The 26,310-nt window shown below is 66.3% G+C and carries 26 protein-coding genes and 1 pseudogene; 13 read left to right on the top strand and 14 right to left on the bottom strand.

From position 1 onward, the window contains the following. Positions 1–20: 20 nt before the first annotated feature. Positions 21–1,190, top strand: a complete 1,170-nt coding sequence (gene rnd / locus ASE00_RS04760) for a ribonuclease D (RefSeq protein WP_200957873.1) — start codon at positions 21–23, stop codon at positions 1,188–1,190. A gap of 169 nt (positions 1,191–1,359) precedes the next feature. Here rnd and ASE00_RS04765 read toward each other — a convergent pair whose 3' ends face one another. Both ASE00_RS04765 and ASE00_RS04770 read right to left on the bottom strand, forming a co-directional pair. Further along, a complete protein-coding gene (locus ASE00_RS04765; protein WP_056378008.1) occupies positions 1,360–3,255 on the bottom strand; it encodes an acyltransferase family protein in 1,896 nt (631 codons plus the stop codon). A 101-nt stretch (positions 3,256–3,356) separates the two neighbouring features. Then, positions 3,357–4,856, bottom strand: a complete 1,500-nt coding sequence (locus ASE00_RS04770; RefSeq protein WP_056378009.1) for a Ppx/GppA family phosphatase — start codon at positions 4,854–4,856, stop codon at positions 3,357–3,359. Between the two features lie 133 nt (positions 4,857–4,989). Between ASE00_RS04770 and ASE00_RS04775 the strand changes: the two genes are divergently transcribed. Next, positions 4,990–5,589: a phosphatase PAP2 family protein gene (locus tag ASE00_RS04775; RefSeq protein WP_056378010.1), complete on the top strand. Its 600-nt coding sequence runs from the start codon at positions 4,990–4,992 to the stop codon at positions 5,587–5,589. Between the two features lie 8 nt (positions 5,590–5,597). Here ASE00_RS04775 and ASE00_RS04780 read toward each other — a convergent pair whose 3' ends face one another. The 3 genes from ASE00_RS04780 to ASE00_RS04790 are packed head-to-tail and all read right to left on the bottom strand — an operon-like array spanning position 5,598 to position 9,617. Beyond that, positions 5,598–7,736, bottom strand: coding sequence for an RNA degradosome polyphosphate kinase (locus ASE00_RS04780; protein ID WP_056379319.1), 2,139 nt, complete (start codon positions 7,734–7,736; stop codon positions 5,598–5,600). Between the two features lie 46 nt (positions 7,737–7,782). Beyond that, entirely contained in the window at positions 7,783–8,406 is a 624-nt protein-coding gene (locus ASE00_RS04785; RefSeq protein ID WP_056378011.1) for a DnaA ATPase domain-containing protein, read from the bottom strand. Beyond that, positions 8,403–9,617 carry a hypothetical protein gene (locus ASE00_RS04790; RefSeq protein ID WP_056379321.1) on the bottom strand — a complete coding sequence of 405 codons (1,215 nt, stop codon included), beginning with the start codon at positions 9,615–9,617 and terminating at the stop codon, positions 8,403–8,405. Before ASE00_RS04790 ends, ASE00_RS04785 begins: the two co-directional genes overlap by 4 nt. A 61-nt stretch (positions 9,618–9,678) precedes the next feature. Between ASE00_RS04790 and purM the strand changes: the two genes are divergently transcribed. From purM to ASE00_RS04810, 4 genes and pseudogenes are all read left to right on the top strand, one after another. Next, a complete protein-coding gene (gene purM, locus ASE00_RS04795) occupies positions 9,679–10,785 on the top strand; it encodes a phosphoribosylformylglycinamidine cyclo-ligase (protein WP_056378012.1) in 1,107 nt (368 codons plus the stop codon). Between the two features lie 4 nt (positions 10,786–10,789). After that, positions 10,790–11,347: pseudogene (gene purN / locus ASE00_RS04800) on the top strand (phosphoribosylglycinamide formyltransferase); the annotation flags it as partial. 7 nt (positions 11,348–11,354) lie between these two features. Continuing rightward, positions 11,355–11,984, top strand: a complete 630-nt coding sequence (locus ASE00_RS04805; protein ID WP_056378014.1) for a hypothetical protein — start codon at positions 11,355–11,357, stop codon at positions 11,982–11,984. Continuing rightward, positions 11,984–12,364: an MmcQ/YjbR family DNA-binding protein gene (locus tag ASE00_RS04810; protein ID WP_056378015.1), complete on the top strand. Its 381-nt coding sequence runs from the start codon at positions 11,984–11,986 to the stop codon at positions 12,362–12,364. The genes ASE00_RS04805 and ASE00_RS04810 overlap by 1 nt, the downstream gene beginning before the upstream one ends. A 114-nt stretch (positions 12,365–12,478) precedes the next feature. Here ASE00_RS04810 and ASE00_RS04815 read toward each other — a convergent pair whose 3' ends face one another. Both ASE00_RS04815 and ndk read right to left on the bottom strand, forming a co-directional pair. After that, positions 12,479–13,000, bottom strand: coding sequence for a GNAT family N-acetyltransferase (locus tag ASE00_RS04815; protein ID WP_056378016.1), 522 nt, complete (start codon positions 12,998–13,000; stop codon positions 12,479–12,481). A 2-nt stretch (positions 13,001–13,002) separates the two neighbouring features. Beyond that, positions 13,003–13,425: a nucleoside-diphosphate kinase gene (ndk, locus tag ASE00_RS04820; protein ID WP_056378017.1), complete on the bottom strand. Its 423-nt coding sequence runs from the start codon at positions 13,423–13,425 to the stop codon at positions 13,003–13,005. A gap of 180 nt (positions 13,426–13,605) precedes the next feature. Between ndk and ASE00_RS04825 the strand changes: the two genes are divergently transcribed. From ASE00_RS04825 to ASE00_RS23295, 4 genes are all read left to right on the top strand, one after another. Further along, complete coding sequence (locus ASE00_RS04825; protein WP_056378018.1) at positions 13,606–13,971, top strand: hypothetical protein; 366 nt, start codon at positions 13,606–13,608, stop codon at positions 13,969–13,971. 253 nt (positions 13,972–14,224) lie between these two features. Beyond that, entirely contained in the window at positions 14,225–15,061 is an 837-nt protein-coding gene (locus tag ASE00_RS04830; protein WP_056378019.1) for a TIGR00266 family protein, read from the top strand. A gap of 83 nt (positions 15,062–15,144) precedes the next feature. Beyond that, positions 15,145–15,468 carry a hypothetical protein gene (locus tag ASE00_RS04835; protein ID WP_056378020.1) on the top strand — a complete coding sequence of 108 codons (324 nt, stop codon included), beginning with the start codon at positions 15,145–15,147 and terminating at the stop codon, positions 15,466–15,468. 447 nt (positions 15,469–15,915) lie between these two features. Then, complete coding sequence (locus ASE00_RS23295) at positions 15,916–16,107, top strand: hypothetical protein (RefSeq protein WP_156405266.1); 192 nt, start codon at positions 15,916–15,918, stop codon at positions 16,105–16,107. Positions 16,108–16,121: 14 nt separating this feature from the next. Here ASE00_RS23295 and ASE00_RS04845 read toward each other — a convergent pair whose 3' ends face one another. The 4 genes from ASE00_RS04845 to ASE00_RS23300 are packed head-to-tail and all read right to left on the bottom strand — an operon-like array spanning position 16,122 to position 20,338. Beyond that, a complete protein-coding gene (locus ASE00_RS04845) occupies positions 16,122–17,186 on the bottom strand; it encodes a nucleotidyltransferase family protein (protein WP_056378022.1) in 1,065 nt (354 codons plus the stop codon). Next, entirely contained in the window at positions 17,174–18,355 is a 1,182-nt protein-coding gene (locus ASE00_RS04850) for a hypothetical protein (protein WP_056378023.1), read from the bottom strand. The genes ASE00_RS04845 and ASE00_RS04850 overlap by 13 nt, the downstream gene beginning before the upstream one ends. Continuing rightward, a complete protein-coding gene (locus tag ASE00_RS04855; RefSeq protein WP_056378024.1) occupies positions 18,352–19,965 on the bottom strand; it encodes a L,D-transpeptidase family protein in 1,614 nt (537 codons plus the stop codon). The genes ASE00_RS04850 and ASE00_RS04855 overlap by 4 nt, the downstream gene beginning before the upstream one ends. Positions 19,966–19,969: 4 nt before the next feature. Next, positions 19,970–20,338: a hypothetical protein gene (locus ASE00_RS23300; RefSeq protein ID WP_156405268.1), complete on the bottom strand. Its 369-nt coding sequence runs from the start codon at positions 20,336–20,338 to the stop codon at positions 19,970–19,972. A gap of 308 nt (positions 20,339–20,646) precedes the next feature. Between ASE00_RS23300 and ASE00_RS04865 the strand changes: the two genes are divergently transcribed. After that, positions 20,647–22,287 carry a M28 family metallopeptidase gene (locus tag ASE00_RS04865; protein ID WP_056379324.1) on the top strand — a complete coding sequence of 547 codons (1,641 nt, stop codon included), beginning with the start codon at positions 20,647–20,649 and terminating at the stop codon, positions 22,285–22,287. An 11-nt stretch (positions 22,288–22,298) separates the two neighbouring features. On the opposite strand, the gene ASE00_RS04870 is transcribed toward ASE00_RS04865, so the two are convergent. After that, positions 22,299–22,772: a DUF2383 domain-containing protein gene (locus ASE00_RS04870; protein WP_056378026.1), complete on the bottom strand. Its 474-nt coding sequence runs from the start codon at positions 22,770–22,772 to the stop codon at positions 22,299–22,301. Between the two features lie 147 nt (positions 22,773–22,919). Between ASE00_RS04870 and ASE00_RS04875 the strand changes: the two genes are divergently transcribed. Together ASE00_RS04875 and ASE00_RS04880 are read left to right on the top strand one after the other, a co-directional pair. After that, the gene (locus ASE00_RS04875; RefSeq protein WP_056378027.1) at positions 22,920–23,306 is read left to right on the top strand and encodes a DUF350 domain-containing protein; all 387 of its coding nucleotides are present in this window, start codon (positions 22,920–22,922) and stop codon (positions 23,304–23,306) included. Then, positions 23,306–24,151 carry a S1 family peptidase gene (locus ASE00_RS04880; RefSeq protein WP_056378028.1) on the top strand — a complete coding sequence of 282 codons (846 nt, stop codon included), beginning with the start codon at positions 23,306–23,308 and terminating at the stop codon, positions 24,149–24,151. The genes ASE00_RS04875 and ASE00_RS04880 overlap by 1 nt, the downstream gene beginning before the upstream one ends. A gap of 1 nt (position 24,152) precedes the next feature. Here ASE00_RS04880 and queA read toward each other — a convergent pair whose 3' ends face one another. Both queA and ASE00_RS04890 read right to left on the bottom strand, forming a co-directional pair. Further along, positions 24,153–25,184 (bottom strand): tRNA preQ1(34) S-adenosylmethionine ribosyltransferase-isomerase QueA, encoded by a 1,032-nt coding sequence (queA, locus tag ASE00_RS04885; RefSeq protein ID WP_056378029.1) that lies wholly within the window; start codon positions 25,182–25,184, stop codon positions 24,153–24,155. 231 nt (positions 25,185–25,415) lie between these two features. Then, positions 25,416–26,207: a peptidylprolyl isomerase gene (locus ASE00_RS04890; protein ID WP_414819840.1), complete on the bottom strand. Its 792-nt coding sequence runs from the start codon at positions 26,205–26,207 to the stop codon at positions 25,416–25,418. Between the last annotated feature and the right edge of the window lie 103 nt (positions 26,208–26,310).

Below are 26,310 nucleotides of genomic sequence, written 5' to 3' on the forward strand. Positions count from 1 at the left end.
ACCCCGCTATGCAGTCTGCCATGCATATTCACCCCCTGATTACAGACAGCGCGACGCTCGCCAATCTCTGTGCCCGGCTTTCCAATGCGGCCTTCGTCACGGTCGACACCGAATTCATGCGCGAGAGCACCTATTGGCCCGATCTCTGCCTGATCCAGATCGCGGATAGCGAGGAAGCTGCCGCGATCGACCCCAAGGCCAAGGATCTCGATCTCACGCCACTGCTCGACCTGCTCGTCGAGAATGACGAGGTGCTCAAGGTCTTCCACGCCGGCGGCCAGGATCTCGAAATCGTCCACAATCTGACGGGCAAGACCCCGTATCCGCTGTTCGACACCCAGGTCGCGGCGATGGCGATGGGGCTCGGCGAACAGATCGGCTATTCGAACCTGGTCGAGACGCTGCTCGGCGTGAAACTCGACAAGGGCGCGCGCTTCACCGATTGGGCGCGCCGCCCGCTCGACAAGCGCCAGATCGACTATGCGATCGGCGACGTCACCTATCTCGCGCAGCTTTTTCCCCGGATGATCGAGAAGCTGCGCAAGACGGGGCGCGGCAGCTGGCTCGACAATGAGATGGAGCGGCTCGGCGATCCCGCCAGCTACGCGAACCTCCCCGAACTCGCCTGGACGCGCATCCGCCTGCCCAGCCGCAAGCCCGAGGTGCTGGGCCGCCTCAAGGCGATCGCCGCATGGCGCGAGCGCGAGGCGCGCTCGAAGAACCTGCCGCGCGGCCGCATCGCCAAGGACGAGACGATCGCCGACATGGCCTCGCACCCGCCACGCGAGCAGAGCGACCTCGCCCGCGTGCGCGGCCTGTCGCCCAGCTGGGCGCAGAACGACATCGGCGCGCGGCTGATGGCGGCCATCGCCGACGCGCAGCCGCTCAGCGAGGCTGAAATGCCGCCGCGCGAGGACCGCAAGCCTGGCTTGGGCAAGGAAGGCGCGTTGATCGCCGACCTGCTCAAGCTGCTGCTCAAGGTCCGCTCGCGCGACGCCGACGTCGCCCCGCGCCTGATCGCCCGCGCCGACGACCTCGAACTGCTCGCCGCGGGGGTGCGAGACCTGCCGCTGCTTCAGGGCTGGCGGAACGACATCTTTGGCAAGGACGCCCTTGCCCTCGTCGAAGGCCGCCTCGCTTTCAGCGTCCGCAACGGCAAGATGGTGATGTCCGCCCTCGACGGGGAGTAATGTCTCTTAATTTCAACGTCATGCTGAACTTGTTTCAGCATCCACTCTTCCGCGGGCGTGAACTCAGAGGCCCTTGCGGCGGGCGGGCAGTGCAACCTCTCAGTTCGTCTCCGGCCTCGTGGTGGATGCTGAAACAAGTTCAGCATGACGGCTCTTATATGATTGATTTTTAAACCCTCGCGCCCGCCAGCAGATAGCGCGCACCTGCAATGCTCAGATGGGCATGGTCGAAATAGAGCACTCCCGCTCCCGGCAGATAGGCCGGGCACAGCCGCGCGCCGCATAGCCGCTGCGCGGGCACGATCCGCGCCGCGCCGGTTTCCTGCGCGATCCGGTCGAGCCGCGCCGACACCAGCGCATCGCCGCGATCGAAGTCGGCGCGCGACTGTCCGAATCCCGCAGGATCGCCGCCGCGCAGCCGCTCCATCGCCAGCGCGGTTGGCGCGACGAAAGGCATGCGCGGGATGGTGTAGACCAGCGTCACCTCCTTCCCCGCCGCGTGCAGCGCCAGCGCCGACCGCTCTACCCCGTCGAGCAGCGCAGCCTGGCGCGCGGGCGAGTCGTTCATGAAGCCCAGATAATTGACGACCAGCACGATCTCCCGAATGCGCGGATCGCCGCGCAGCTCGCGGAGCCGCTCGTCATTATAGGTCGAACAGGCCGGGCGATGCGGCGCGGCATAGCCGAGCGAGGGCGGGCAGCCCGACGCGGTAATCTGAAGCACCGATCGCCGCTCGGACGCCAGTTTCTCGCCCATCGCGACGACCAGCTCCGCACCGAAGCTGTCGCCCCACACCGCCACGCTCGGGGTCGCCCGCCGGTCGCCAAAGGCGCACAGCCGGTCATAGGCGATGACGTCATGCTCTTCCGAATGGCACGCACCGCGATAGCCGCTATTGTCGCGCGCCGCCGCCACCAGCGTCCGGCCGAGCGGATCGAGCCGTTGCGGCAGGCCATTGCCCAGCACTACGATCGCGGCCGCGGCGGCGAAAACGGCCATCGTCGCCGCGCCGCCGATCAACACCGGGCGATGCGGCAGCCGCCATTGCAGCACCGGCCGCTCGACATAGCGCCAGGACGCCCAGGCGAGTGCGAAGGCGACCAGCACCGCCGCCGTCGCCTCGGGCGCGGTCAGCGGGCGAAGTGCGATGTAGCGCCCGAACACCAGCGCGGGCCAATGCCACAGATAGAGCGAGTAGGAGAGCGACCCGATCAGCACCAGCGGCGCGAAGCCCAGCATGCGCCCGGCCAATGCCTCCTCCTCCTCGCCTGTTGCGATGACCAGCGCCGCGCCGATGCACGGCGCGAGCGCCGCCAGCCCCGGAAAGGGCCGGTCTTCGGACAGCAACATCAGCGATGCGCCGATCAGCGCCAGTCCTAGCAACGAGAGCCCGTCGCGGACCTGACCGCTGCCAATCTTCGGATGCGCCCCGACCGCGACGATCGCGCCGATCAGCAGCTCGAAGGCGCGCGGCCAGGGATAATAGAAGGCGCGCGACGGATCGACGCCCAGTTCGCGGACGCTCCATGCCAGCGACAGGCCTGCCGCGATCCACAGCAGCGCGGACAACCAGGCTGGCCGCCAGCGCCATATCGCCAGCAGCGCGAGCGGAAAGACCAGATAGAACTGTTCCTCCACCGCCAGCGACCAGGTGTGGAGCAGCGGCTTGAGCTCGGACTGCCCGTCGAAATAGCCCGACAGATTGTAGAAGAGGAAATTGGCGAAGAAGCCGATCGTGGCGAGACAGGTCCGCGCCAGCTCGCGCAGTTCGGCGGGCGGCAGCATGATCAGTCCGATCAGCATCGACGCCGCGAGCATCAGATAGAGCGCGGGAAACAGCCGCTTGATCCGGCGGACATAAAAACTGGCGACGCTGAACCGGCCCTCCTGCAATTCCTGATGGAGGATGCGGGTGATCAGATAGCCCGAGATGACGAAGAAGATGTCGACCCCGACGAAACCGCCGGGCAGCGACTCAGGGAAGGCGTGGAAGAGAACGACGGGGAGCACGGCGAGCGCGCGCAAACCCTGAATGTCGCGCCGGAAACGGTGCGCGTCGGCCATAGCTACTCCGGTAGCGGGGCCCCCTTGTCGTTACAGGGTCACAGCGCCGGGCCCGGCTCAAGCCGCTGTCGGCAGACCGCCGGAAAAACGCGGGAAACGGATCAGCCGACGGTAAACCGCGGCTCGATGCCAAAAGCCGAGGCCAGCGTCTTGTGCCGCCGCTCGACCGACTCTCCGTACAGGATGGCGTTGTCGGGCTCGCAATGCAGCTCCAGCGCGTCCTTGCCGAGCGCCAGGCGGCTGCCGACCAGCGCATCGGCGACACCGCCCGAGAAGCGCTGCCCGAGCCGCAGCGCGTAGCCCCAGCGTTCGGCGGTCACGATTTCCTGCGGCGAGCAGATGCTGCTGATCACCGGCACCATTCCCTGCCCGCCGAAGCTGGTCCACAGCGCATGCGCCATCATGCCGCGCCCGCGCGAATCGATGCCGACCCAATTGCCGTGGAGCGCCGTCTCGACGCCGCGTTCAGCGCGGAATTCGGGATGGGCGCGCCAGCCGACATCGGCGAGCAGGCAGGTGGCGTGGCGGATACGGGCATCGGTCGCGCTCTCGCTGGCGAACAGCGGCGCGATCCAGCGTTCTAGAAGGTCGCCATGCTCGGGGAAGCGGCCTTGCCGCGCCCCTTCCTCGCGGGTCGAGGCGATCAGCGGGTCCTGCGCGCGCTGATATTCGGACAGCTCGTCATAGAGCAGCCCTTCGCGCAGCCCATAGGCCGAGACGATCAGCTCGCTCGACCCGAGGTTGCGGACGACATGGCTGAGCAGCGACGCGGCGCTGGCCAGCGTCGGGATGCGCGATCCCGACAGGCCGACCACTTCGCGCAGCCGCTTGCGATCGAGATGCGCGAGCACGCGGACCAGATGCTGCGCATTTTCGGGCGGCATCCAATAATGATGGACGATCGGCAGCGGATAGCCGGTCAGGTGCATGTCGAGCCGCGCCAGCGAGCGCCACGATCCGCCGACCATGTAGAAGGGCAGACCCGCGCCCTTCCCTGCCCAGCCGCTTTTCTCGATCGTCTTGGCGACGAGTGCGCCCAGCGCGCGCGGCCCCTTGGCCTTGACCGCACCGATCCGCAGCACGCCCAGCGGAAAGGAACTGGTCTCGCGCACTTCGCCATCGACGACGCGGGCAAGTTCGAGGCTGCCGCCGCCAAGGTCGCCGACGATGCCATTGGCCTGCGGGATCGAGGCGATGACGCCAAGGCCCGCCAGCCGTCCTTCGTCATCGCCCGACAGCAGCTCGACCGCGAGGCCCAGTTCAAGCACCCGGTCGATGAACAGCCGGCCATTGGCGGCGTCGCGGACGGCGGCGGTGGCGACGGTGCGCGGATGCGGCACCCCCATCTGCTCGGATAGCCGCTGGAAACGCGCGAGCGTGGCGATCGCGCGGTCCATCGCCTCGGGATCGAGCGCGCCGTCGCGCGACACGCCCTTGCCGAGGCCCGCCATCACCTTCTCGTTGAACAGCGCGGCAGGCACGCGCGCGGGCCCGTCATAGATGACAAGACGGATCGAATTGGAGCCGATATCGATTATTCCCACGCGGGTATGGCCGGGCGCCGGGCTCTTGGCGCGGCGGAACATCGAGATCGCTGGCATGATGCTCCCGCTGTAGCCGATTTCGGTGCCGGATCAAACGTGGCGGCGGACAAATGGTGCCTCGCCGCGCTTCGCCTCGTCCGATGGAAACAGGCCTCTTGCCGCACGGGACGCCTTCGTGCGAGGTCGGGGCATGGCCCGACGCGACATCGTGGCGACGACGCTGTTCCTGGCCGGGCTGCTGCTGATCGCCACCGGCCTGGCGCTTTGGCTCGTCTTTCCCCAGGCCGATCTGCGGCTGCTCGATGCCGCGCGCCTGACCAGCGGGGGGCGGGTGATCGCCTTCACCCGGCTCGGCGGCTTCTGGATATTGGCGCCGTTCGGCCTGGCGATGAGCTGCCTGCTCCTTATCCGCGGGCGGGCGATGGCGGCGATATGGTATTTCACGACAGTCGCATCCGGCCGGTTGGCGGTCGAGATCATCAAGCTGTTCTGCCTGCGCGATCGTCCGCCGGTGCGCGGCCAGCTCGACCTGGTGACGTCGTGGAGTTTTCCCAGCGCCCATGCGGCGAACACGACGCTCACCCTGCTGGCGCTCGCGCTTCTGCTCCCACGGCGACGGCTGGCCCTTCCCCTCGCCATCCTCATCGCCGTCGCAATGGCATGGTCACGGATCGCTCTCGGCGTCCACTGGCCTGGCGACGTGATGGCGGGCCTCGGCTTCGGCATGCTCTGGATCGGCATAGCCGCTCAGTGGCTGCCGGAGGAACGGCAGCACGCTTCCAGCCCTTGAAACCCGTTCTAACTGTCCCGGCGCAATGACAGTTTCGGCACCTGCCCGCTCTTCCGCAACGCGGCGCCGCGTCCCGACAATGACGGATTGGTCATGAAATAGCGGTGGAGGTTGAACGGGCGCTTGCCGGGCTTGATCCGCTCATATTCGCCGTTGGGCAGCAGCCGCCAGCTCTGCTCGTCGTCGATCAAATTGGCGACCATCACCTGATCGAGGATCTGGGCATGCACCGTCGGATTCTCGATCGGCAGCAGATATTCGACGCGGCGGTCGAAGTTTCGCGGCATCCAGTCGGCCGAGCTGATCAGCACCTTGGCGTTGCGGTTCGGCAGGTCCGCGCCGTTGCCGAAGCACATCACCCGGCTATGCTCCAGGAACCGCCCGACGACAGATTTCACCCGGATATTCTCCGACAGGCCCGGCACGCCCGGCCGCAGGCAGCATATGCCACGGATGATCAGGTCGATCTCCACCCCCGCCGCGCTCGCGCGGTAGAGCTTCTCGATGATCGCCGGATCGACCAGCGAGTTCATCTTCGCCCAGATCGCGGCATCGCGCCCGGCGAGGGCATGGTCGATCTCGGCGTCGATCAGCCGGCTCAGCTCCTCGCGCATGCCATGCGGCGAGATGGTGAGCTTCTGCAGGTCGGTCGGCTCGACATAGCCGGTGATATAGTTGAACAGCTGCGCCGCATCACGCCCCAGCCGGGGATCGGCGGTGAAGAAGCTCAGGTCGGTATAGATCCGCGCGGTGATCGGGTGATAATTGCCCGTGCCGAAGTGACAATAGGTGCGGTGTCCCTCGGCCTCGCGCCGCACCACCATCGACACCTTGGCGTGGGTCTTCCAGTCGATGAATCCGTAGACCACCTGAACCCCGGCGCGCTCGAGCTGCGAGGCCCACATCAGATTCTGTTCTTCGTCGAAGCGCGCCTTGAGCTCGACCACGGCGGTCACCGACTTGCCCGCCTCGGCCGCGTCGACCAGCGCGCGGATCACCGCCGACTGCTTGCCGGCGCGATAGAGCGTCTGCTTGATCGCGATGACGTCTGGGTCCTGCGCGGCCTGGCGCAGGAAGGCGAGGACGACGTCGAAGGTCTCATAGGGATGATGGACGATGATGTCCTTCGACCGGATCGCCGCGAAGCAATCGCCGCCATGTTCGCGGATGCGCTCAGGAAAGCGTGGTGCGAAGGGGGTGAATTTCAGGTCGGGGCGATCCTCGTCGACGAGTTGCTCGAGGTCGGCGATGCCCAGGAAATTACCCGATTCGGTGATGAACGCGTCGGCCCCGCTGATCTTGTCCTTCCACAGCGGCTCGAAGGATGAGGACATGCCGCCTTCCAGTTCGAGCCGGATCACCCGGCCGCGGCGCCGCCGCTTGATCGCGGTACGGTAGTAGAGGACCAGATCCTCGGCCTCTTCCTCGACCTCGATGTCGCTGTCGCGGATGATGCGCAGAGCGCCCTGCCCGCGCACGACATAGCCGGGAAAAAGAAGATTGGTGAAGCGGCGCACCAGCGTCTCGATCGCGACATAGCGCGCGCCGTCGCCCGGCAGGCGCACAAAGCGCGGCAGCGTCGACGGCACCATCAGCAGTTCGAATATCTGCTCGCCATCCGATTGGCGGGTCAGATCGAACAACAGGCTGAAGCCCTTGTTCGGGATGAACGGAAAGGGATGCGCGGGATCGAGCGCCTGTGGGGTCAGAACCGCGAAGATATGGTCGCGGAAATAGGTTTCGAGCCACGCGGCGTCGCTGCCCTCGATCTCGCCTTCTTCGAGCACGACGATCCCGGCGGTGGCGAGTTCGTCGTGCAGCCGGTCCCAAACCAGTTGCTGGTCGGCCATCAGCTGATCGGCGCGGCGGGTCGCGCCCTCCACTTGTTGTGCGACCGTCAGCCCATCGGACGACAGCGCCTCCACCCCTTCGAGCAGCTGACCCTTGAGGCCGGCAAGGCGGACCATGAAAAATTCGTCGAGATTATTGCCCGATATCGACAGGAAGCGGAGGCGTTCGAGCAGCGGATGCGCCTGGTTGCAGGCCTCGTCGAGCACGCGCTGGTTGAAGGCCAGCCAGCTCAGCTCCCGGTTGAAATAGCGGTCGCGCAGGCCGATCGGATCATGCGGTCCGACGTCGCCAACCATTTCTTCATCGCGCGCCGTCTGTTCGATCGAGTCCATGAGCCGCCTGCTATAACAGCTTATAGTTATCGTCCGTGACGCCCATTGTCGCAAGGGCCTCGCGCGCGACCTTCATGCCGATCGCCCGCCGCCTTGCCAGCGCCGCCTCGTCCATAGCGTCGACGATGCGCCCGATTCCGATATAGCTGCGCTCGATACGCGGCACGACATAGCGGATCACCTCGGGCGGCGCGGCCAGCCCGCGTGCGTTCAGTAGCTTCTCCACCAGCCCCGCCATCAGCTGCATGTCGGGCTGCTCGATCGCCACATGCGGGCTCGCCAGCAGCCGCGATTTCAGGTCAGGCAGCTTGATCCGCCATTTGGCGGGGGGCAGGTCAGCCGCCATCAGCAGCGGCTTGCGGTCGGCCTGCGCCGCGTTCCAGGCATGGAACAGCTTCTCTTCGTCCTGGGCATCGGCATTGTCGACGAAGCGGCCGCCGCTTTTCGCCGCGAAGATGCGGCCGAGCAGGCTGCGTCCCGACTTGCGCGGGCCCGTGAGCACCGTCGCCATCACCGGCCACAGCGACCAATGTTCGAGATGCTTCACCGCGAGCCGGTTGGCATCACTGATAATGAAGTCGCGCTCGCTTTCCTCGGCTGGCCACTGGAAAGGCAGCGCGATCTGATCGGTCATGGGCGCGCTGGTTGACTGCCGCGCCGGATGCGGACGCCGCCCGCGACATCGTCGACCTGCCAGCCGCGCGAGACCAGCGCATCGCGGAAGGCGGTCGGCGGGCCCGAAAAGCTGACCCGGAAGATCGATGTGCCGCCCAGCGCCAGGCTGCCCGTCTGGACGCCGGTCACCCCCGTCATGCCGCGCAGCGCAAGCTCGTTGGCACGCAGCGCCACCGCGTCGGGGGTGTCCGCCTGAACCATGATCGTCGAGGTCGCGGCCACCGCCAGCTGGTTGAGCACATCCTCGATCGGCACTTCCTCGACCGGGGTTTCGATCACCAGCGACTTATCGGCCTTGAACGCGCCTTCCTGCAGTGCACGGACATAGGCGGCGTCGATCCGCTCGATGCCGCGGTCGAGCATCGCGGGCAGGCCGTCGCCGCTGTCGGCTTTCAGGGTGAATTGGTCGATCACCGCCGCGTCGGGGCCGTGGCGCGCGGTGAAGCGCCCTATCACCGGCCCGCCCGGCCATTGCCGGAACAGCACGACTTCGGGCACGACGATATCCGCCGCGCCATATTGATCGAGCAGCATCCGCCACCAGCCGCGCCCGGGTCGCCGTGTCTGCGCGGCGTTGAGCAGCACCGGATCGGCGCCGGTGCCCGACACGCGGACATAATCTATCGCGCTGTTGTTCGACCGGAAGCGCGCCCAGGCCTTCTGCCATTCGCTGCGCGATTCGAAGCTGACCGGGGTGCCGCCGCTCCACTGGACCGGGATCACCAGCATCGGCGCGGAGCGGCGCATCGCCCCCTTCACGCCCAGCAGCTCACCCGCACGGGCACGGTCGAACAGCACGCCCAGGCTGGCGATATAACGATTGGGGCCGATCTGCTCCTGTTCGACGACGATGCCGCCGCTGATCGAATCGAGCGTCGAATCGGGCAGGCCGGGCGCATTCTCGACCGGCTTGCCGTTGACCCGCGCCCACAGCATCTTCCAGCCCTTGCGCTGCGCCTCGCGCCAGCCGCCGGTGCGCGCCTGGTCGGCGGTGCGCGCCGCGACATCGACCTTTACCCCCGACACCTCATAGCTGCCCGACCCATCGATCGGTGCCACGCCGCGCTCGTCGGCCCGCTCCAGCTGGGCGAAGGCCAGTGCGCCCGCGAACAGCGTCGCGCAGAAGATCGACAACGGTACGGGACGGAAAAGACGGTCTGCGAAGGTCACGATGTGCCTTTTGGCGACTTGGCCGTGGAAATCCAAGTAGGATATGGTTAGGCGCTTCCGAATGAGCGACAGCACCGACAAACCCGAATCCTACACCTACGCCAAGGCCGGCGTCTCCATCGCCGCGGGCAATGCCCTCGTCAAGGCGATCGGTCCGCTCGCCAAGTCGACCCGCCGCCCGGGCGCGGACGCCGATCTCGGCGGCTTCGGCGGCTTCTTCGATCTGAAGGCGGCGGGCTATAAGGATCCGCTGCTCGTCGCCGCCAATGACGGCGTCGGCACCAAGCTGAAGCTGGCGATCGACAGCGGGCGGCATGACGGCGTCGGCATCGATCTCGTCGCGATGTGCGCCAACGACCTGATCGTCCAGGGCGCCGAACCGCTGTTCTTCCTCGACTATTTCGCCACCGGCAAGCTCGACAACGGCGTCGCCGAGCGGGTGATCGCGGGCATCGCCGAGGGCTGCAAGCTCGCGGGCTGCGCACTGATCGGCGGCGAGACCGCCGAAATGCCCGGCATGTATGCCGATGGCGACTATGACCTCGCCGGTTTCTGCGTCGGCGCGGTCGAGCGCGAGGAAGCGCTGACCGGCAACCGCGTATCGGCGGGCGACGTCATCCTCGGCCTCGCCTCGTCGGGGGTCCACTCGAACGGCTTCTCGCTGGTCCGCCGCCTCGCTGCCGACAAGGGCTGGAAGCTCGATCGCCCTGCCCTGTTCGATCAGGACGTACTACTGATCGAGGCGTTGATGGCCCCGACCCGGATCTATGTGAAGTCGCTGCTGCCGCAGGTCCGCTCGGGCAAGGTGCGCGCGATGGCGCACATCACCGGCGGCGGCCTGCTCGAAAATATCCCGCGCGTCCTTCCCGAAGGCCTCCATGCTTATGTCGACGCCGATGGCTGGGCCCAGCCGCGGCTGATGGCCTTCCTCCAGGCGCAGGGGAATATCGAGCCCGAGGAGATGGCGCGCACCTTCAACTGCGGCATCGGCATGGCGCTGATCGTCGCCGAGGGCGATGTCGCGGCGGTCACCAGCGCGCTCGAGGCGGCGGGTGAAACCGTGCTGCGCGTCGGCCATATCGCGGCGGGCGAAAAGGGCTGCACGGTCACGGGATCGGCCGAGACGTGGAGCGCGCGGGCGGACTGGTCGGCGACCCATCTGGGGTAGACCCATGAAAGCCCCCCTCGGCATCCTGATCTCCGGACGCGGCAGCAACATGGCCGCGCTGATCGAAGCATCTCGCGCCGAAGACTGCCCCTATGAGGTCGTCCTCGTCGCCTCGAACGACCCGCAAGCCGGCGGCCTCGCTATCGCCCGCGACGCCGGAATCGCCACTTTCGCGCACAGCCACAAGGGTCTGCCGCGCGCCGCGTTCGACGCGATCATCGACAAGGCGCTGCGCGACGCCGGCGTCCGCTACATCGCGCTGGCGGGCTATATGCGGATTTTGAGCGACGCCTTCGTCCAGGGCTGGGCGGGTCATATGCTCAACATCCACCCCTCGCTGCTGCCGCTCTACAAGGGGCTCGACACCCATGGCCGCGCGATCGCGGCAGGCGATGCGGAGGGCGGCTGCTCGGTCCACCTCGTCACCCCCGAACTCGACGATGGCGAGGTCATCGCCCGGGCGCGAGTACCGATCCTCCCCGGCGACACGCCGGACAGCCTCGCCGCTCGCGTGCTGATCGAAGAACACCGGCTTTATCCTGCGGCGCTGGCCGCCTATATCCGGGCGCATGGCTGAAGACACATCCGAAGGCGCGATGCGCCGGCGCTGGATACGATGGCTGACCCTGGCGGAGATATTGGGCGTCGCCGCACTGCTCATCTCCGCGCTCACTCTTTGGAACAACTATAGCGAGCGCCGCGCCATCGAGGCGAGCCGCAGCGCGGAGGACCGCAAGGCCGATAGTCGTGCCCGCACGCTGGTTCTGAAGGCGGTGCGCGAAAAGGATGGCGACCGGCTGACTCTCAGCGCCGCCGCGGCCGACCAGATCATCCAGGGCCAGACCATCGCTTTCCCAAAGGCGCTCGGCGTCGATCCGGTCGACAGTACCGATCCGCGCATTGAGGCGCGCTGGTTCGCCGACGGGCTCAAACAGGCCCGCCACGACGCGGGCGAGAACGAACGCGTGCGCGGTGACGCGCGCCTGCCGGTGGCGATCACCACCCGCTTCACCGTCAACGGCGAACTGGCCGAGGACGTCACCCTGTACGACATCGGCTACACAACCCAGAGCGGCGGCCTGCTCGGCGGGGTCGATATCAAGCTGCGTGGCCTGTCACTGATCGGGCGCAGCACCGCCAAGGCCGCGCCGGCAAGGATCGACGCGCTGTGGAAGGCCCGCCACAAGGGCAAGGCCTGATGGCCTCGGCCGATCCGAAGGCGGTCCACACCCGGGTGGCCACGCTGGCGATGGCATTGCCGCAGGTCGAGGAAAAGGTGTCGCACGGATCGCCCTGCTGGCGCGTCGCCGACAAGCGTATGTTCGCCTATTTCTGGCACAATCATCATGGTGACGACCGCACCGCGGTGCTCGTCAAGACGACCGGGATCGAGGAGCAGGAGATGCTCATCGATCTGGACCCGGATGTCTATTTCAAGCCGCCCTATCTCGGCCCCTCGGGCTGGGTCGGCATCAGGCTGGACCAGCCGGACAGCGACTGGGACCTCGTCGAGCACCGCCTGCGCAAAAGCTGGCGGTTGAACGCACCGCCGAAACTGGCGGCGATGCTGGAGTTTTGACTCCTATCTCTCTCCGTCATCCCGGACTTGATCCGGGATCCAGCTAATCTTCTCCAGCGATTAAGAAAAAGCGGGATCCCGGATCAAGTCCGGGATGACAAGTAGGAGCAGCCCCTACAAATCCATCCCGACGATCAGGTCGTCGAACAGTGTCTCGCCGACCTGGAACTGCCGCGTGCCGATCTGTTCACAGCCCATCCGCCGGTAAAAGCCGATCGCGCTATCATTGTCGCCGGCGACGCCGATCAGGAACCGGCGCTTGCCCGCCGCGCGGGCATGCCCGATCGCCGTCTCGATCAGCCGTCGGCCAAGGCCGCCGCCCTGCCACTTCGACAGGATATAGATACGCCGCAGCTCGATATCGCCGTCCCGCGTCTCGATCGGCAGATCCGGCTCGGTGAGCAGCGCATAGCCGACCGGCACCGCCGTTGCGGGCAGCGCGGCGATCCAGATCGCATTGTCGGGGTCCTGCGCGAAACCGCGCCAGGCATCGACGCTATTCTTGGCGCCGACATGCGCCACGATGTCGGCCACGCCGATCATATGCGCAAAGGATTCGAGGAAGGTCGCCGCGCCGATCATGCTCAGCGCGGCGGCGTCATCCGGCCCCGCCCGTCTAATGACGGGACCGCTCATTATCAGCCAACGATTTCTTCGGGCTTGAAGAAGAAGTCGATCTCGATCTTGGCATTTTCCAGGCTGTCCGAGCCATGGACCGAGTTCGCCTCGATCGATTCGGCGAAGGTCTTGCGGATCGTGCCCTCGTCGGCGTTGGCCGGGTTGGTCGCGCCCATCACTTCGCGGTTCTTGGCAACGGCGTTCTCGCCTTCGAGGACCTGGACCACGACCGGGCCCGAGATCATGAAGCTGACCAGCTCCCCGAAGAAGGGGCGCTCCTTGTGGACGGCATAGAAGCCCTCGGCCTGCTCCTTGGTCATGTGAATGCGCTTGGAAGCGACGACGCGCAGGCCGGCCTCCTCGAGCTTCGCGGTGACTGCACCGGTCAGGTTGCGACGCGTGGCGTCGGGCTTGATGATCGAGAAAGTACGTTCGGTCGCCATGGCCGAGCGGCTCCATTTTTTGAGGGTCGTTGGAAGATGGGCGCGCCTTTAGAGGGTGCGCCGCAATAAGGCAAGGCGCGGCGCCCCCTTCCAGGTGCCGTTATGCTGCGGTTCAGCTGCATGGGCTCATTCTATAGTCTGGTCGCGCCATGTCCGGGCCGGCCGGGTAAGGAGTCTGACATGCGTAACATCTTCAAGGGACTGGCGGCCACGCTGGTCGCCACCAGCATGATGGCGGCGGCGGTTCCCGCCGAAGCGCGTGACGGCCGCCATGGCTGGCGCGGCGACCGTCACGGCTGGAGCGGCGATCGTGGCTGGCGCGGCGATCGCTACAATCGCTATGACCGCGGCTATCGTGGATATGGCGGCTATTACGGGTCACGCGGCTATTACGGCCCGCGCGGCTATTATGCGCCGCGCTACTATGGCTACGGCTATGACTATCCACGTTACCGCTATCGTCATTATCATAATGACGACGCGCTGATTGCCGGTATCGCTGGCCTCGCCATCGGCGCGGCAATAGCATCGGGCAACGACTACTGACGACGAAAGACCGGCGATGCATCCAGCCTTGGCCTGCGCCATGGCATCGCCGGCAACTATATCGACTTTCTGCTTTTCGATGCTCTTCGAGAGAGCGCCACCCTTCCGCAGCGCGGCGTCGCCCGCCCTGACCGATGACGGGCATGTCGGCGGCACGAAGGACTTGCTCGCCGTCTTGAGCTGAAACATACCACCTCTATACCGTAATGCTGACCAGTTCGGCCTGACGTCTTCTTTTTCAGAGGCTTATTCCATGACTTCTCCCAGCCCGTGGCAGCATCACCGCAAGGCAGGCGTCGCCGACGACATCGACTTCGAGATCAAGGGCCAGGAGCTTCAGTTCGTCGAAATAGAACTCGACCCCGGTGAAAGCGCGGTCGCCGAGGCGGGTGCTCTGGTGTGGAAGGACGGCGCGGTCGGCATGACCACCGTTTTCGGCGACGGCAGCGGCGGCAGCGATGGCGGTTTCATGGGCAAGCTGCTCGGCGCGGGCAAGCGGCTGATCACCGGTGAAAGCCTGTTCACCACGGTTTTCACCCATCATGGCCAGGGCAAGGCGCGGGTCGCCTTCGCCTCCCCAACGCCGGGCGCGATCCTGCCGCTGCGGCTGGCCGATTATGGCGGCACGATCATCTGCCAGAAGGACAGCTTCCTCGCCGCCGCCAAGGGCGTGTCGATCGGCGTCCATTTCCAGCGCCGCATCATGACCGGGCTGTTCGGCGGCGAAGGCTTCATCATGCAGCGGCTCGACGGCGACGGCTGGGTGTTCGTGCAGATGGGCGGCACCGTGGTCGAGCGCGAACTGGCGGCGGGCGAGGAGCTTCATGTCGATACCGGCTGTCTCGCCGCCTACACGCCCAGCGTCGATTTCGATCTCGTCACCGCGGGCGGGGTGAAGAGCGTTTTCTTCGGCGGCGAAGGCCTGTTCTTCGCGCGGCTCACCGGCCCCGGAAAGGTCTGGATCCAGTCGCTCCCCTTCTCGCGTCTCGCTGGCCGGATGCTCGCCGCGGCGGGCAGCCGCGGCGGCCAGAACCGTGGCGAAGGCTCGGTACTCGGCGGTCTTGGCGATCTCATAGGCGGCAACGACTAGGTCCAAACCAGCTCACCCGATTGGACTATTGCGCCACTCGTCGGTCTGGCGGATGATCGCTCCAGTTTGGAGAGGAATGCGCCATGGACGCCACCGAAAACCGCAAACTTCGTGAATCGGTCGACCTGCTGGGTCTGCGCGCCCAAGTGACCGCCGTCGGCTTCGTTCAGCTCGCGATAGAACTCAAGAGCGCCGGCGTGCTCGACGATGCGGCGCTTGGCCGTATCAAGGATGCGATTTGCGGAGACATCATGCTCTCGAAGCCCGCAGCGCTCGAACGTGATGAGTATGAACGATCGATCCGCCGCCGGCTCGACGCGCTGTTCCAAGGTCGCGAAACCGTCGGCCCGGTGACGCCGCTTCCCGCAGGAGGAACCCCTTCGACTAAGCAAATGCAACATGGATAGACGGCCCGGAAACACTTAACCGGGTGAAAAGAAGCATCGCACGAGTTGCAAACGACGACGCGGCGATTGCAAGTTAAGCAACTAATCTTTAATTTATAGCCTGTCGTAACGCATGCGATGCGATAAACAGTATCAAATCATCGTTGCATGATCATTTGGCCGGTTGTTATTAACATGTGGTTCATTTCCTCCGCAAAATAAACCCATATTAGTTAAAATTACCAATAAACCATATCGTTTCCGCAGCGGTGTACGGAACCATTACAAGGATGGATGGTTTTATATTGCGGTCGATGTCTCCCCCGTCATCGGCCTTGTAACAGGGGACCCATCGGCCAAATGCCCCCCAGGTCGATGGGTCCTTGCTTATCGTGTTGCATTGCAGGGTTACCTATGAACGATTGGTTCGCGCGACGAATTGCCGCCCGCGATCCCCAGGATGGGGAAATGGCGCGGCGTAGCGTGGTGGTGCGCGCGGCGCTCGATCGGTTTCGGTGCCGCGACCGCGCAATGCGCTTCCTCAATCAGCCCTGCGCGCTTAACGGTGATATCCGGCCGATCGATCTGGCTGCGCGGGATGAGCAGGGGTTGAACCTCGTCATCGAGCGGATGCAATCGACGCCGTTGCCCGACGCCTGATCGGAACGCCGCGCTCAGATTTTGCCGGATGCCACGCGCAATATCCGCCGGGCGCGGCCCAGCCGCTCGCCCCATGTCATCTTACCCTCGATGAATTGCGCTCGCGCCGCCTGATCGGCATGGCGATGCGTCCTCAGCCTACGCGCATCCGCGACGACGGCCAGCGCCGCCAACGGCAAGCGCAGGCTAGGGAAGCGGTATTGCAGCATCCAGCGGCGATAGAGCCACCGCGCATGCCGGCCTGCCCGCCATGGCGACACGCGATCGCCCAGCAACCGCTCGACCGACAGCAGTATCGCATCGAGCGCTGACCGCACCAGTGCCGTGCCGCACGCGTGGTAAAGCCACGCCCAGTCCGCTACGGACAAGCCCGGCGCCAGCGCGGCGACATCGATCAGGTGGCGGAGGTCGAAGCCACCCCGCCAATAGCCGCCGTCGTGAAACTGGTCGTGGAGCAACAGGTACAGGATCTGGCTGGCTGCATCGGGCACTGCGGCAGCATGTCCGTCGAGCACGATCGTCCGACGGCGGGGCGCGAATCCAGCGCCATCGCTCAACCCCGGCGGCCCCGGCGCGCGCTGGTGCAGGTCGATGAAGCCCGGATCCTGCGGCCGCCCAAGTTCGGCGACGACGTGGACTGCCGCTCCCGGATAGCGCGCGGCGATGCCGAAGCCCGCCGCGGTCAAAGCCGCCAGCGCCGCCTCCACCTCGCCCGGTGCGACCAGCAGATCGATATCACTGAGCAGCCGGTCGAACGGCGCATCGGCAGCAAGACTGGCGCGGAGCGCAGCGCCTTTAAGAAGCACAGGCACGATCCCGGCCTTCGACAGCGCCGCAACCGCATCGTGGAGCAGCCGCCAGAGCCGCCGGTTGCGTTCGGCATTGCGGGCGCGGACATCATCGAGAAACGCGGCTACGCGGTCGGGCAGCGTCTTGCCATGCCCATCGAGGTTCGCCGCGAGCTGTGGTGTCACCAGGCTCTGATTGGCCAGCGCCAGCATCGCGTCCCAGTCGCAATCCGATAGCGGTGTTCCGCGCAGCGCACACATCAGGTCGTCCAGCGCCGTCAGCCTATCCATGCAACCTTTTCCCGCAGCAGCTCCAGCGCGGCCCCGAGGTCCGAATAGATCAGCCGCTGGCAATGCGTCTCCGACAGGCGCTCGACCAGCGCGCGCAGCGCGTCGGCCTTAAGATGATGCCGGGCGGAAAAGGCGCTGCGCAGCAATTCGCTCAGAAAAGCCAGCGGCTCAACGGGTTCGAGCATCGCGTCGGCCCCCTCGCGCCGCGCCAGCAGGAGCCCCCACGCCATCCGCTCGACCTTCGCCCGCGCCCAGCCTTCGACCGGCAGGTAACGGACCCGTTGACCATCCCGCCGGATGTGGACCGGCAGCTGGGGCAGTTGCGGCACATAAGGGTGCAACAGCTTCCATGCGCCCGATTTCGACGCCGGGCTGAACCCGATCCCCTCGAAACCGCGCCGGGGCGACACCCGGACGATATCGTCCGCACCATAGTCCCATCCCTCGGCAGCGAGCGCGACCGACAGCGTCGTCTTGCCCGCTCCCGGCTGTCCGGACAGCAGCATTCCCTGCCCGTCACGCGCCAGCAGCGCGGCATGGATCAGGAAACTGCCGCCATCGGTCGCCTTAGCCAGCCGGTCGGTCAGCAGCGCCTTGACCTCGGCGACGATGTGATCGCGGGGGAACAGGCCGATCACCTCATCTTCGAACAGCAGAAAGTAGCCGCCACCCCCGGCCATTACCGCGATCACCGGTGCGCGCACCGTCTGGCCGACCAGGAACTGTGCGAGGATCGGCCGGATCAGTGCGATCAGCGGGTCCGATGGACCGGTGTGAATATCGACTCGGCATTCGAAGCTGCCGATGCGCAGCGACACGCTCGCGTCGGGGGTGGCGCGCGACGCCGCGATCAACCCGTCCGGGATCAGCAGGCCGGCGGCGATCCATCCGCCGGTCGCGTCGCGCACATAGTTGGCGGCATCGGCATGGGCGATGCCGCCGCGGACGAGACTCGCCTCCACCGCTTCGACCGTGTCGCCAGCCGCCAGCGCGTCCCAGATAGCCGCCGCGCTGTCGTTGAGCTCGAACAGTTGTTGCAGCCGCTCGCTGAACAGCACCGACCGGCCGGCGATCGAAAAGCAGCGCACGTCGGCTGCCGGCGCCATCCGCTGCTGCTGCCATCCGCCAGGGAGGTAATCGGGGGCCGGTATATAGGCCGCTGCGATCATGTCGCGCCCATCGCCGCCAGCAAGGCCGGATCGCGCCCATAGACGTCGGGATAGAAGACGATGCCATCGCCGGTCGGCGCGGCGGTCAGATAGGCGATGTACACCGGCGTCGGGTGCGGAAGATCGACATGGCGATCGGGCGCAGCGCGATTGGCCGCGCCGATGCCATGCCCCAGCAGCCACGACGCCACTTTATCCGCATCCTGGAGCCGCACGCAGCCCGCGCTCACCCAGCGTCGCGCTTGGCCGAACAGCGCCCGGTGGGGGCTGTCGTGCAGATAGATGCCGAGCTCGTTGGGCAGCATGAACTTGACCCGGCCCATCTCGTTGCCGCCGCCCGGTCGCTGGCGAACCCGTAGATCGATGCGGCCTTGAGCGACGGCGCGCCAATCGATCGCACGCGGATCGAGGCGGTGCGCGCCATCGACCCAGTCCGAAAGCGCTTCGAACCCTCTTTGCTCGAAATAGGACGGCCCTTGGCGCAGCACCTGCGGCGCGAGCCGGTCGCGCACCAGATCGACGGGCACATTCCAATAGGGATCGAATACCGCATAGCGTATCTCGCCCGCCATCGCCGGGGTCGGCATCGCCGGGCTTCCGGCGACGACCCGCATCGTTTCACGGACCTCGCCCTGTTCGATCAGCGACAGTTGCGCTGCGGCAACGTTGACGAACAGCAAGCGGCCATCGAACGAGGTCGGGAAAGCCTGCGCCCGATCGAGATTGGCGCGGATGAGCCGCTCATAAGAGGCCGCACCCCGGTTCAGCGCGGCGATCGTCGCCCGGTCGGCGTGCCCGGTGGCGGGCAGCCCATGGACGTTTTGGAAGCGTCGCACCGCCGATGCGAGCGGCGCGTCGAACGGCGCCTCGCCCGCGTCGGCCAGGCCCAGCCGGTGCCGCAACGCCTTCACCCGCGGGCCGGTCGCCCCGGCCGCCAGCGCCGGCCCATCCGCGACCGGATTTTGCGGCAGACGCGACCAGTCCGCCCGATACTCCGCGAGCCCGCGGCGAAGCGCATCGTACATCGGGTTCACCCGCTCGATCAGGTCGAGATAGCGGCGGCGCGACGGCGCGCGCGCGACCTCCTCAAGCACTCCGGCGGTATCCCGCGGCGGAGCCAGCGCGGGGTCGAGCCAGGCCAATCGCGCCGGCGCGACGCTGTCGTGGAGGCTGCGGCGGTAATCGCCGAACGCGCGCGACAGGACCAGTTCGGCTTGCGCGACATGTTCGACATCGCCACCGCGCGCAGCCCGGACCGCGGCGGAGACGTCACGTCGCTTTGGCATCGCCTCGGTGATGCGCGTAGCGAGCAGTTCGGCCTCGGGTATCAGCCGCGCTCGCCGGAACGGCCAGAAGCCCGAAGGCTCGGACCAGAGTGGCTCGTAACCCCGTCGCCGGTAGAAATCCTCGACGGGCGCAGGCACGTCCCGCGCGGCCTCGGCCAGCGCGGACCGCAGCGGCAGGCTCTGCCAATCGGGCCGCACGAGCCACATCGCGAACAGCGCCAGCGCAGCCACGGCGAAGGCGACCAGCCCAACGCGCGCGCGCGCGCGCGGCGATCGACGGCGCGCAAACGCTATCGACGGATTCGACACCGTCGCGACATTCATGAGGTCAGCCGCGCTCGCCGGCTATGGCGATGCGACGCGCCCGCGTCTTGGGTGCCGCGATATCGCGTGACGATGCTCCGCCCCCGCCCAATGCGGGCGCGGCGGTGGCCGTGGGAACCCCACCGCCGCCGACCGGGGCAATGCTCGACGGCGGACCTGCGCTAGCGACCGGCGTGTTGAAATAGGGGTAGTTGATGTCGGGCGACGATGGGCCGCCGCCGCCGCCGATTCCACCGCCGCCGCCACCGGGTCCCGGATAGCTATCGGTCGGACCGCCGCCACCACCCACGGGCTGCGTCACGGTGCCGCCCGACGCCGCGATGGCGGGTGACGCGAGGCTGGTGGAGAGCAGCATCACCATCGCCGGCGGCACAGCTATTCCCTTTGACAGAAATGCGCGACGATCCGTCGCTGCAAACATGCAACCCCTGTTGTCAGTCATATTATCCGCCGCTGCTAGGCGAGCCGCGCCAAGGAACGACGCTCCCAAATCAAAAGGTTAACAATTCAATCCGATCGCGGTTCCATTTCCGGCGATCAACTCATCGCAAAAAACGTTGCGATTCCGGTACTTTCCAACGAATTCCTCCAGGGAGTTCACGGTCTTGCGATCGCTCGCAAAGTGGTTATCCCCGATAGCATGACGGCCCGTCGCGGGCCCGCACCTATCGGATGAATCATATGCGCCACCTTTCCATTCTCCTCGCCGCAACCGCCCTGTTCACCCCCGCCCTGTCGCCCGCCGCGCCGCCGAAATTCGACACCGCGCGTGTGAGCCAGGACGTGAAGACCCTGTCGAGCGATGCCTTCGAGGGCCGCGCCCCCGCCACCCCCGCCGAGGCGAAGACGGTCGACTTCATCAGCCGCCAGATGAAGGCGGCCGGGCTGCAGCCTGGCGGCCCCGGCGGCACATGGACGCAGGATGTTCCGTTGCTCAAATCCGACATCGTCGGCGCGCCCGCCCTGTCGATGACGATCGGCGGGGCCCCCCGCACACTGTCACAGGGCGATGAGATCGCCGTCCGCGCCGCGCTGACCGGGCAGGACCGGGTCGACCTGAAGGGGGCGCAATTGGTCTTCGCCGGCTATGGGGTCAAAGCGCCCGAGCGCGGCTGGGACGATTTCAAGGGCACCGACCTCAAGGGCAAGGTCCTGGTCGTCCTCGTCAATGATCCCGATTTCGAAGGCGGAGAAGGCGATTTCGGCGGCAAGACGATGACCTATTATGGCCGCTGGACCTACAAATATGAGGAAGGCGCACGGCAGGGCGCGGCGGGCGTCCTCGTCATCCACGAATATGCGCCCGCCTCCTATGGCTGGGCGACGGTCAAGAACTCGAACACCAACACCATGTTCGACATCGTCCGCGCCGATCCCAAGGCCGAGCATGTGCCGGTCGAAGGCTGGATCCAACGCGATCTCGCCGCCGTCCTGTTCAAGGCCGCCGGGCTCGATTTCGACGCGATGAAAGCAGCGGCGCGCAAGAAGGACTTCAAGCCGGTCCCGCTCAACGCCACGCTCGACGCGTCTTACGCGGTGAAGGCGGAAACGATCGTGTCGAAGAACGTCCTCGGCCGCCTGCCCGGCAAAAAACACCCGAACGAGACCGTGGTCTATTCGGCGCATTGGGACCATCTCGGCGTCGGCCTGCCCGATGCGAAGGGTGACCGCATCTATAACGGCGCGAAGGACAATGCCTCGGGCGTCGCCGCATTGCTCGAACTCGGCCGCGCCTTCGCGAAGGCGCCGCGCACCGACCGCTCGATCGTCTTCCTGGCCGTCACCGCCGAGGAAAAGGGCCTGCTCGGCTCGGAATATTATGCCGCCAACCCGGTCTATCCGCTGGCGACCACCGCAGGCGTGATCAACATGGACAGCATCTTCGGCGAAGGCGCGGCGAAGGACTACACGATTTCGGGCGTCGCCAAGCTCGGGCTGCTCGACTTGCTGATCGCCGAGGGAACCAAGCTCGGCCGCAGCTACACGCCCGACCCGCGCACCGAGACCGGCGGCTTCTATCGCTCGGACCATTTCACCCTCGCCAAGCAGGGCGTGCCGGCGATCTCTTTCAAGCCGGGCCGCGATCTCGCCAATGGCGGCGTCGAACGCGGCGCGGCGCTTGCCGACGCCTACACCAGGGACCGCTATCACCAGCCCGCCGACGAATGGAGCGCGGACTGGGACCTGTCGGCGCTCGGGCCCGATCTCACCCTGCTCTATAACACCGGCCGCGCGCTGGCCGACAGCCGTAGCTGGCCCGAATGGAGCGCCGATTCCGAGTTCAAGGCGAAGCGCGACGAGACCGCAAGCCAGCGGAAATAGGGCCGCCGGCCCTATTTATAAAGTCGGAACGAGCCCGCCGCGAAGCCTGTACCGGCATGCTGATGCATGCCGGTCAGGTCGAGCAAGGACCGGCTGATATTGGCACGGATCAGGCGGACGGTCTCATAGATGGGGGGCGGCAACCCGTCATGCTCGAGCACGGCGTCGGCCCGCGCGGCGAGATAGGTCTCGCCCCTGATGAGTTCTTCCAGCGCGGTGACGATTCCCGAGTCGAACGCCACGCGCAGGTCGAGATAAAGCCGGTGGGCGGAGCCGAGAATGGTGCCGTGCGCCGGGGCACCGTGACCAAGTTCCTTCATGCCGTGGCGCAAGTCACGGGTAAGCTCCCGACGTTCTATCGCGTAATGCTCACAATAGGAATAGAAGTCAAAACGGTGCGAATTTTCCGCAACATGATCGAATCCTGTTAGACTATCGTCCAATATCTCCAAGAGACGTTCGGCGCTTTTTACCCAGTTTCCCATGTTTGATGTTGAACCAATACATCCGGAAAAAAACAATTCCGTAATAATGCTGTATTCCTGCCGGGTCCTGCCTGTCCGATCATTGAGAAGATCCGGGCAGGGGAACAAATCTTGGGAAATCTTACCGCTATCCTTGCGAGTCTGGAGATGGGTCTTCCGGTCCTTCTTGGCCAGCTGCTGCTGACGATCACCATCTGGCTCGTCACGCTGCTGATCAGCTTCTGGATTACGCCCTATCATGAGCTTCGCGAAATCCGCGCGGGGAATGTCTCGGTCGCCATAAGTGCGGGCGGCGCCGCGCTCGGCGCCGCGATCCCGCTCGCCTTCTGCCTGGCGGGCGCGGTGAACGGCTGGGACATCGTCATATGGGCTATCCCGGTGATGCTGATCCAGCTCTCCGCCTTCTGGCTGACACAGCTGCTGATACCGGATCTCAGCAAGCGGCTCGATGCAGGCGATCTGGCGGCGGCGATCTTCTTGCTCCTGTTCCGGATCGGCTTCGGCTGCATCAACGCCGCGGCGATCGCCGCCTGATGCCGGGGCTCGCCGCCCCTGTTTGCCTGCTGGCTGCATCGATCGGCATGGCCGTAATGTTCGCATCGCGGCCCGCCCCCGCCCCGGGGGCGGACGGGTTTCATGAGACCGGCCGGATCGTCGCCAGCGTGGGCTCGCCCCGCCGCCCGCCGCCGGCAAGCGCACTTCCCGTCTATTATGAACGGCCGGCGGAACTCGATCTGTCGCGCCAGGGTACGGGCTTCGTGATCGCGCCGCAGGGTGTCTGGGCCACGGCCGCGCACGTTACCGACCGATGCGGGACGATCCGCTTCCTGGTCGATCAGCGCACGACCCCGCCGGTCGCTACGCCTGCCGTTCCGCTCGGCCAGGATATCTCGCTGATCACCGGCGGCATCCGTTCGCCGATGGCGCTGTCGCTCAGCGGGGACGCCCCGCGGGCCGGCGCCGTCGGCTATCATATGGGCTTCCCGATGGGGACGCCCGGGCTGATAGGATCGCGGCTGCTGGGGCGGACTTCGGCGGTGCGCCATGGCGGACAGACCGACGCCGTCCTCGCCTGGGTGGAGGACGGCAGCGCCAAGAACGGCATAACCGAGCTCGATGGCCTTAGCGGCGGCCCGGTGCTCGACGATCGCGGCCAGGTGGTGGGGATCGTGTCGATGGCCAGCGAGCGCCGCGGCCGCATCCTCACCGCGATGCCCGCCCCCGTGCGCCGCTGGCTGGCCGCCCAGCCCGCCCAGCCCGACGCGCACTTCACCGGTCCGATCGCCAACCGGTCCGCCGCGCTCTCCTTCTTTCAGTTCCTCATCAACAACGGCTTCATCCGCCAGCTCTATTGCGACGTCGCGCCGCGCTACGGCTAAGCTATGTCGGAAGCAGCAGCGACGAATCCCCGTAGCTGTAGAAGCGATAGCCAGTCGCGATCGCATGGGCATAGGCCGATTGCATCCGTTCCCGACCCATCAGCGCCGAGACCAGCATGAACAGGGTCGACTTGGGCAGGTGAAAATTGGTCATCAGCCCGTCGATGCCGCGAAAGCGATAGCCGGGGGTAATGAAGATCGCGGTGTCGCCGTCGAACGGACGGATCACGCCGTCCTCCCCCGCTGCGCTCTCGATCAGCCGCAGGCTGGTCGTGCCGACCGCGATCACCCGCCCGCCGCCGCTGCGCACCGCGTTGAGCCGATCGGCGGTGGCAGCGTCGATGCGGCCCCATTCGGCGTGCATCCTGTGGTCGTCGGTGTCGTCGGCCTTGACCGGCAGGAAGGTGCCCGCGCCGACATGGAGGGTCAGCGTCTCGCTGCCGATCCCCGCCTCGGCCAGCGCCGCCATCAGCCCCGGCGTGAAGTGCAGCGCGGCGGTGGGGGCGGCGACCGCGCCTTTCTCGCGCGCGAACATCGTCTGATAGTCTTCCAGGTCGCGCTCGTCCGTCGGGCGCTTGCCCGCGATATAGGGCGGCAGCGGCATCCGCCCTGCCCGCTCCAGCAGCAGTTCGACCGGCTCGTCGCCTTCGAAATCGAGCAGGATCGAACCATCCTCGCCGCGATCGGCGGCGATCGCCGACACGCCCGCGCCGAAATCGATCCGGTCGCCGGTCCGCACCCGCTTGGCATTGCGGACGAAGGCGCGCCATTGCCGCAGCCCTTCACGCTTGTGGAGCGTCGCCCCGATCCGCGCCTCGCCGCGCACGCCTTCGAGTTGGGCCGGGATCACCCGGGTATCGTTGAAGACCAGGCAGTCGCCCGCGCGCAACAGCTTCGGCAGGTCGGTGACGACATGGTCGGCGAAGTCCCCCTCGCCCTCGACCAGCAACATGCGCGCGCTGTCGCGCGGACTGGCCGGGCGCAGCGCAATATTCTCAGGCGGAAGCTCGAAATCGAAGAGGTCGACACGCATGGCTGCCGCTTAGGCGGCATTGGGCAGGGCCGCAACCGGACCAGGCGGCTCTTGCCCCAAAACGCTTTACCAAAAGCCGTCATCCTGAACTGGGTTCAGGATCCACCGGGAAGCGGGAGCGATCCAGGAGGCCCCTGCTTCAACCGCTCAAGACACGCTTGCTTCGTCCAGTTGGCGGAGTGGATGCTGAAACAAGTTCAGCATGACGACCCAAATCAACCGGCACGCCAATCACTTCGGCGTGGCGATCGCCTCTTCGCTCGCCACATCCTTCACCGCCGCAGCCGTTGCGGGCTCGCCCGAAACTTCGCGGACGGCGGCGTCGGTGCCCGCCGTGGCGGGCGCGGCTTCGGCTTGCGGCGCGGGTTCCGGAGCAGGCGCCGGCGCAGGCGCGGAGGGCTTCGCCGCCTCCTGCTTCGCCTTCTTCTCCTTCTTCACCTTCTTGCCCGTGGCGACCGGAGCCGGGGCGGCAGCCGGAGCCGGCGGCACGAAGGCGGCCGGGGCGATACCCTGCTCATCGGATTCGATCGAGGCGCGGATGATCTTCGACGGATTTTCGGGCGGCTCGCCCTTGGCCAGCGCATCGACATATTCCATGCCTGCGGTCACCCGGCCGATCGCGGTATAATTGCCGTCGAGCGAGAGGTTGGGCTGGAGCATGATGAAGAACTGGCTGTTGGCGGTGTCGAGGCCTTCGGCGCGCGCCAGCGCCATCGTCCCGCGCACATGCGGCAGATCGTTGAACTCGGCCTTCAGGTCGGGCAGGTCCGACCCGCCCTCGCCAGTGCCCTTGGGGTCGCCGCCCTGGGCCATGAAGCCCTCGATCACGCGGTGGAAGGTGAGCCCGTCATAAAAATGGCGGCGCGTCAGCACCTTGATCCGCTCGACCGAATAGGGCGCCTTGTCGGGGCGCAGCAGCACCTTGACGCGCCCCCCGGTCGACAGGTCAAGATTCAGGATATTCTGAGGATCGGCGGGGGGAGCGGCCACGGGCGCGGTCTGCGCGAACGCCACACCGGCCATGAACAGGCCTGACAGGGCCGCAACAACGAACTTCGATCGCATCAGATCACATCTCCTACCGCGAAAATCGCGCGGGGCCCACATCAGCGGTCCCATTAACCCT

The organism is Sphingomonas sp. Root710, assembly GCF_001429065.1.
Classification (GTDB): domain Bacteria; phylum Pseudomonadota; class Alphaproteobacteria; order Sphingomonadales; family Sphingomonadaceae; genus Rhizorhabdus.

Bases quoted from the DNA above. Each gene is read 5' to 3' on its own strand.
- rnd (WP_200957873.1), top strand. From the start codon at position 21: ATGCATATTCACCCCCTGATTACAGACAGCGCGACGCTCGCCAATCTC.
- ASE00_RS04765 (WP_056378008.1), bottom strand. From the start codon at position 3,255: ATGGCCGACGCGCACCGTTTCCGGCGCGACATTCAGGGTTTGCGCGCG.
- ASE00_RS04770 (WP_056378009.1), bottom strand. From the start codon at position 4,856: ATGCCAGCGATCTCGATGTTCCGCCGCGCCAAGAGCCCGGCGCCCGGC.
- ASE00_RS04775 (WP_056378010.1), top strand. From the start codon at position 4,990: ATGGCCCGACGCGACATCGTGGCGACGACGCTGTTCCTGGCCGGGCTG.
- ASE00_RS04780 (WP_056379319.1), bottom strand. From the start codon at position 7,736: ATGGTTGGCGACGTCGGACCGCATGATCCGATCGGCCTGCGCGACCGC.
- ASE00_RS04785 (WP_056378011.1), bottom strand. From the start codon at position 8,406: ATGACCGATCAGATCGCGCTGCCTTTCCAGTGGCCAGCCGAGGAAAGC.
- purM (WP_056378012.1), top strand. From the start codon at position 9,679: ATGAGCGACAGCACCGACAAACCCGAATCCTACACCTACGCCAAGGCC.
- ASE00_RS04805 (WP_056378014.1), top strand. From the start codon at position 11,355: ATGGCTGAAGACACATCCGAAGGCGCGATGCGCCGGCGCTGGATACGA.
- ASE00_RS04810 (WP_056378015.1), top strand. From the start codon at position 11,984: ATGGCCTCGGCCGATCCGAAGGCGGTCCACACCCGGGTGGCCACGCTG.
- ASE00_RS04815 (WP_056378016.1), bottom strand. From the start codon at position 13,000: ATGAGCGGTCCCGTCATTAGACGGGCGGGGCCGGATGACGCCGCCGCG.
- ndk (WP_056378017.1), bottom strand. From the start codon at position 13,425: ATGGCGACCGAACGTACTTTCTCGATCATCAAGCCCGACGCCACGCGT.
- ASE00_RS04825 (WP_056378018.1), top strand. From the start codon at position 13,606: ATGCGTAACATCTTCAAGGGACTGGCGGCCACGCTGGTCGCCACCAGC.
- ASE00_RS04830 (WP_056378019.1), top strand. From the start codon at position 14,225: ATGACTTCTCCCAGCCCGTGGCAGCATCACCGCAAGGCAGGCGTCGCC.
- ASE00_RS04835 (WP_056378020.1), top strand. From the start codon at position 15,145: ATGGACGCCACCGAAAACCGCAAACTTCGTGAATCGGTCGACCTGCTG.
- ASE00_RS23295 (WP_156405266.1), top strand. From the start codon at position 15,916: ATGGCGCGGCGTAGCGTGGTGGTGCGCGCGGCGCTCGATCGGTTTCGG.
- ASE00_RS04845 (WP_056378022.1), bottom strand. From the start codon at position 17,186: ATGGATAGGCTGACGGCGCTGGACGACCTGATGTGTGCGCTGCGCGGA.
- ASE00_RS04850 (WP_056378023.1), bottom strand. From the start codon at position 18,355: ATGATCGCAGCGGCCTATATACCGGCCCCCGATTACCTCCCTGGCGGA.
- ASE00_RS04855 (WP_056378024.1), bottom strand. From the start codon at position 19,965: ATGAATGTCGCGACGGTGTCGAATCCGTCGATAGCGTTTGCGCGCCGT.
- ASE00_RS04865 (WP_056379324.1), top strand. From the start codon at position 20,647: ATGCGCCACCTTTCCATTCTCCTCGCCGCAACCGCCCTGTTCACCCCC.
- ASE00_RS04870 (WP_056378026.1), bottom strand. From the start codon at position 22,772: ATGGGAAACTGGGTAAAAAGCGCCGAACGTCTCTTGGAGATATTGGAC.
- ASE00_RS04875 (WP_056378027.1), top strand. From the start codon at position 22,920: ATGGGTCTTCCGGTCCTTCTTGGCCAGCTGCTGCTGACGATCACCATC.
- ASE00_RS04880 (WP_056378028.1), top strand. From the start codon at position 23,306: ATGCCGGGGCTCGCCGCCCCTGTTTGCCTGCTGGCTGCATCGATCGGC.
- queA (WP_056378029.1), bottom strand. From the start codon at position 25,184: ATGCGTGTCGACCTCTTCGATTTCGAGCTTCCGCCTGAGAATATTGCG.
- ASE00_RS04890 (WP_414819840.1), bottom strand. From the start codon at position 26,207: ATGGCCGGTGTGGCGTTCGCGCAGACCGCGCCCGTGGCCGCTCCCCCC.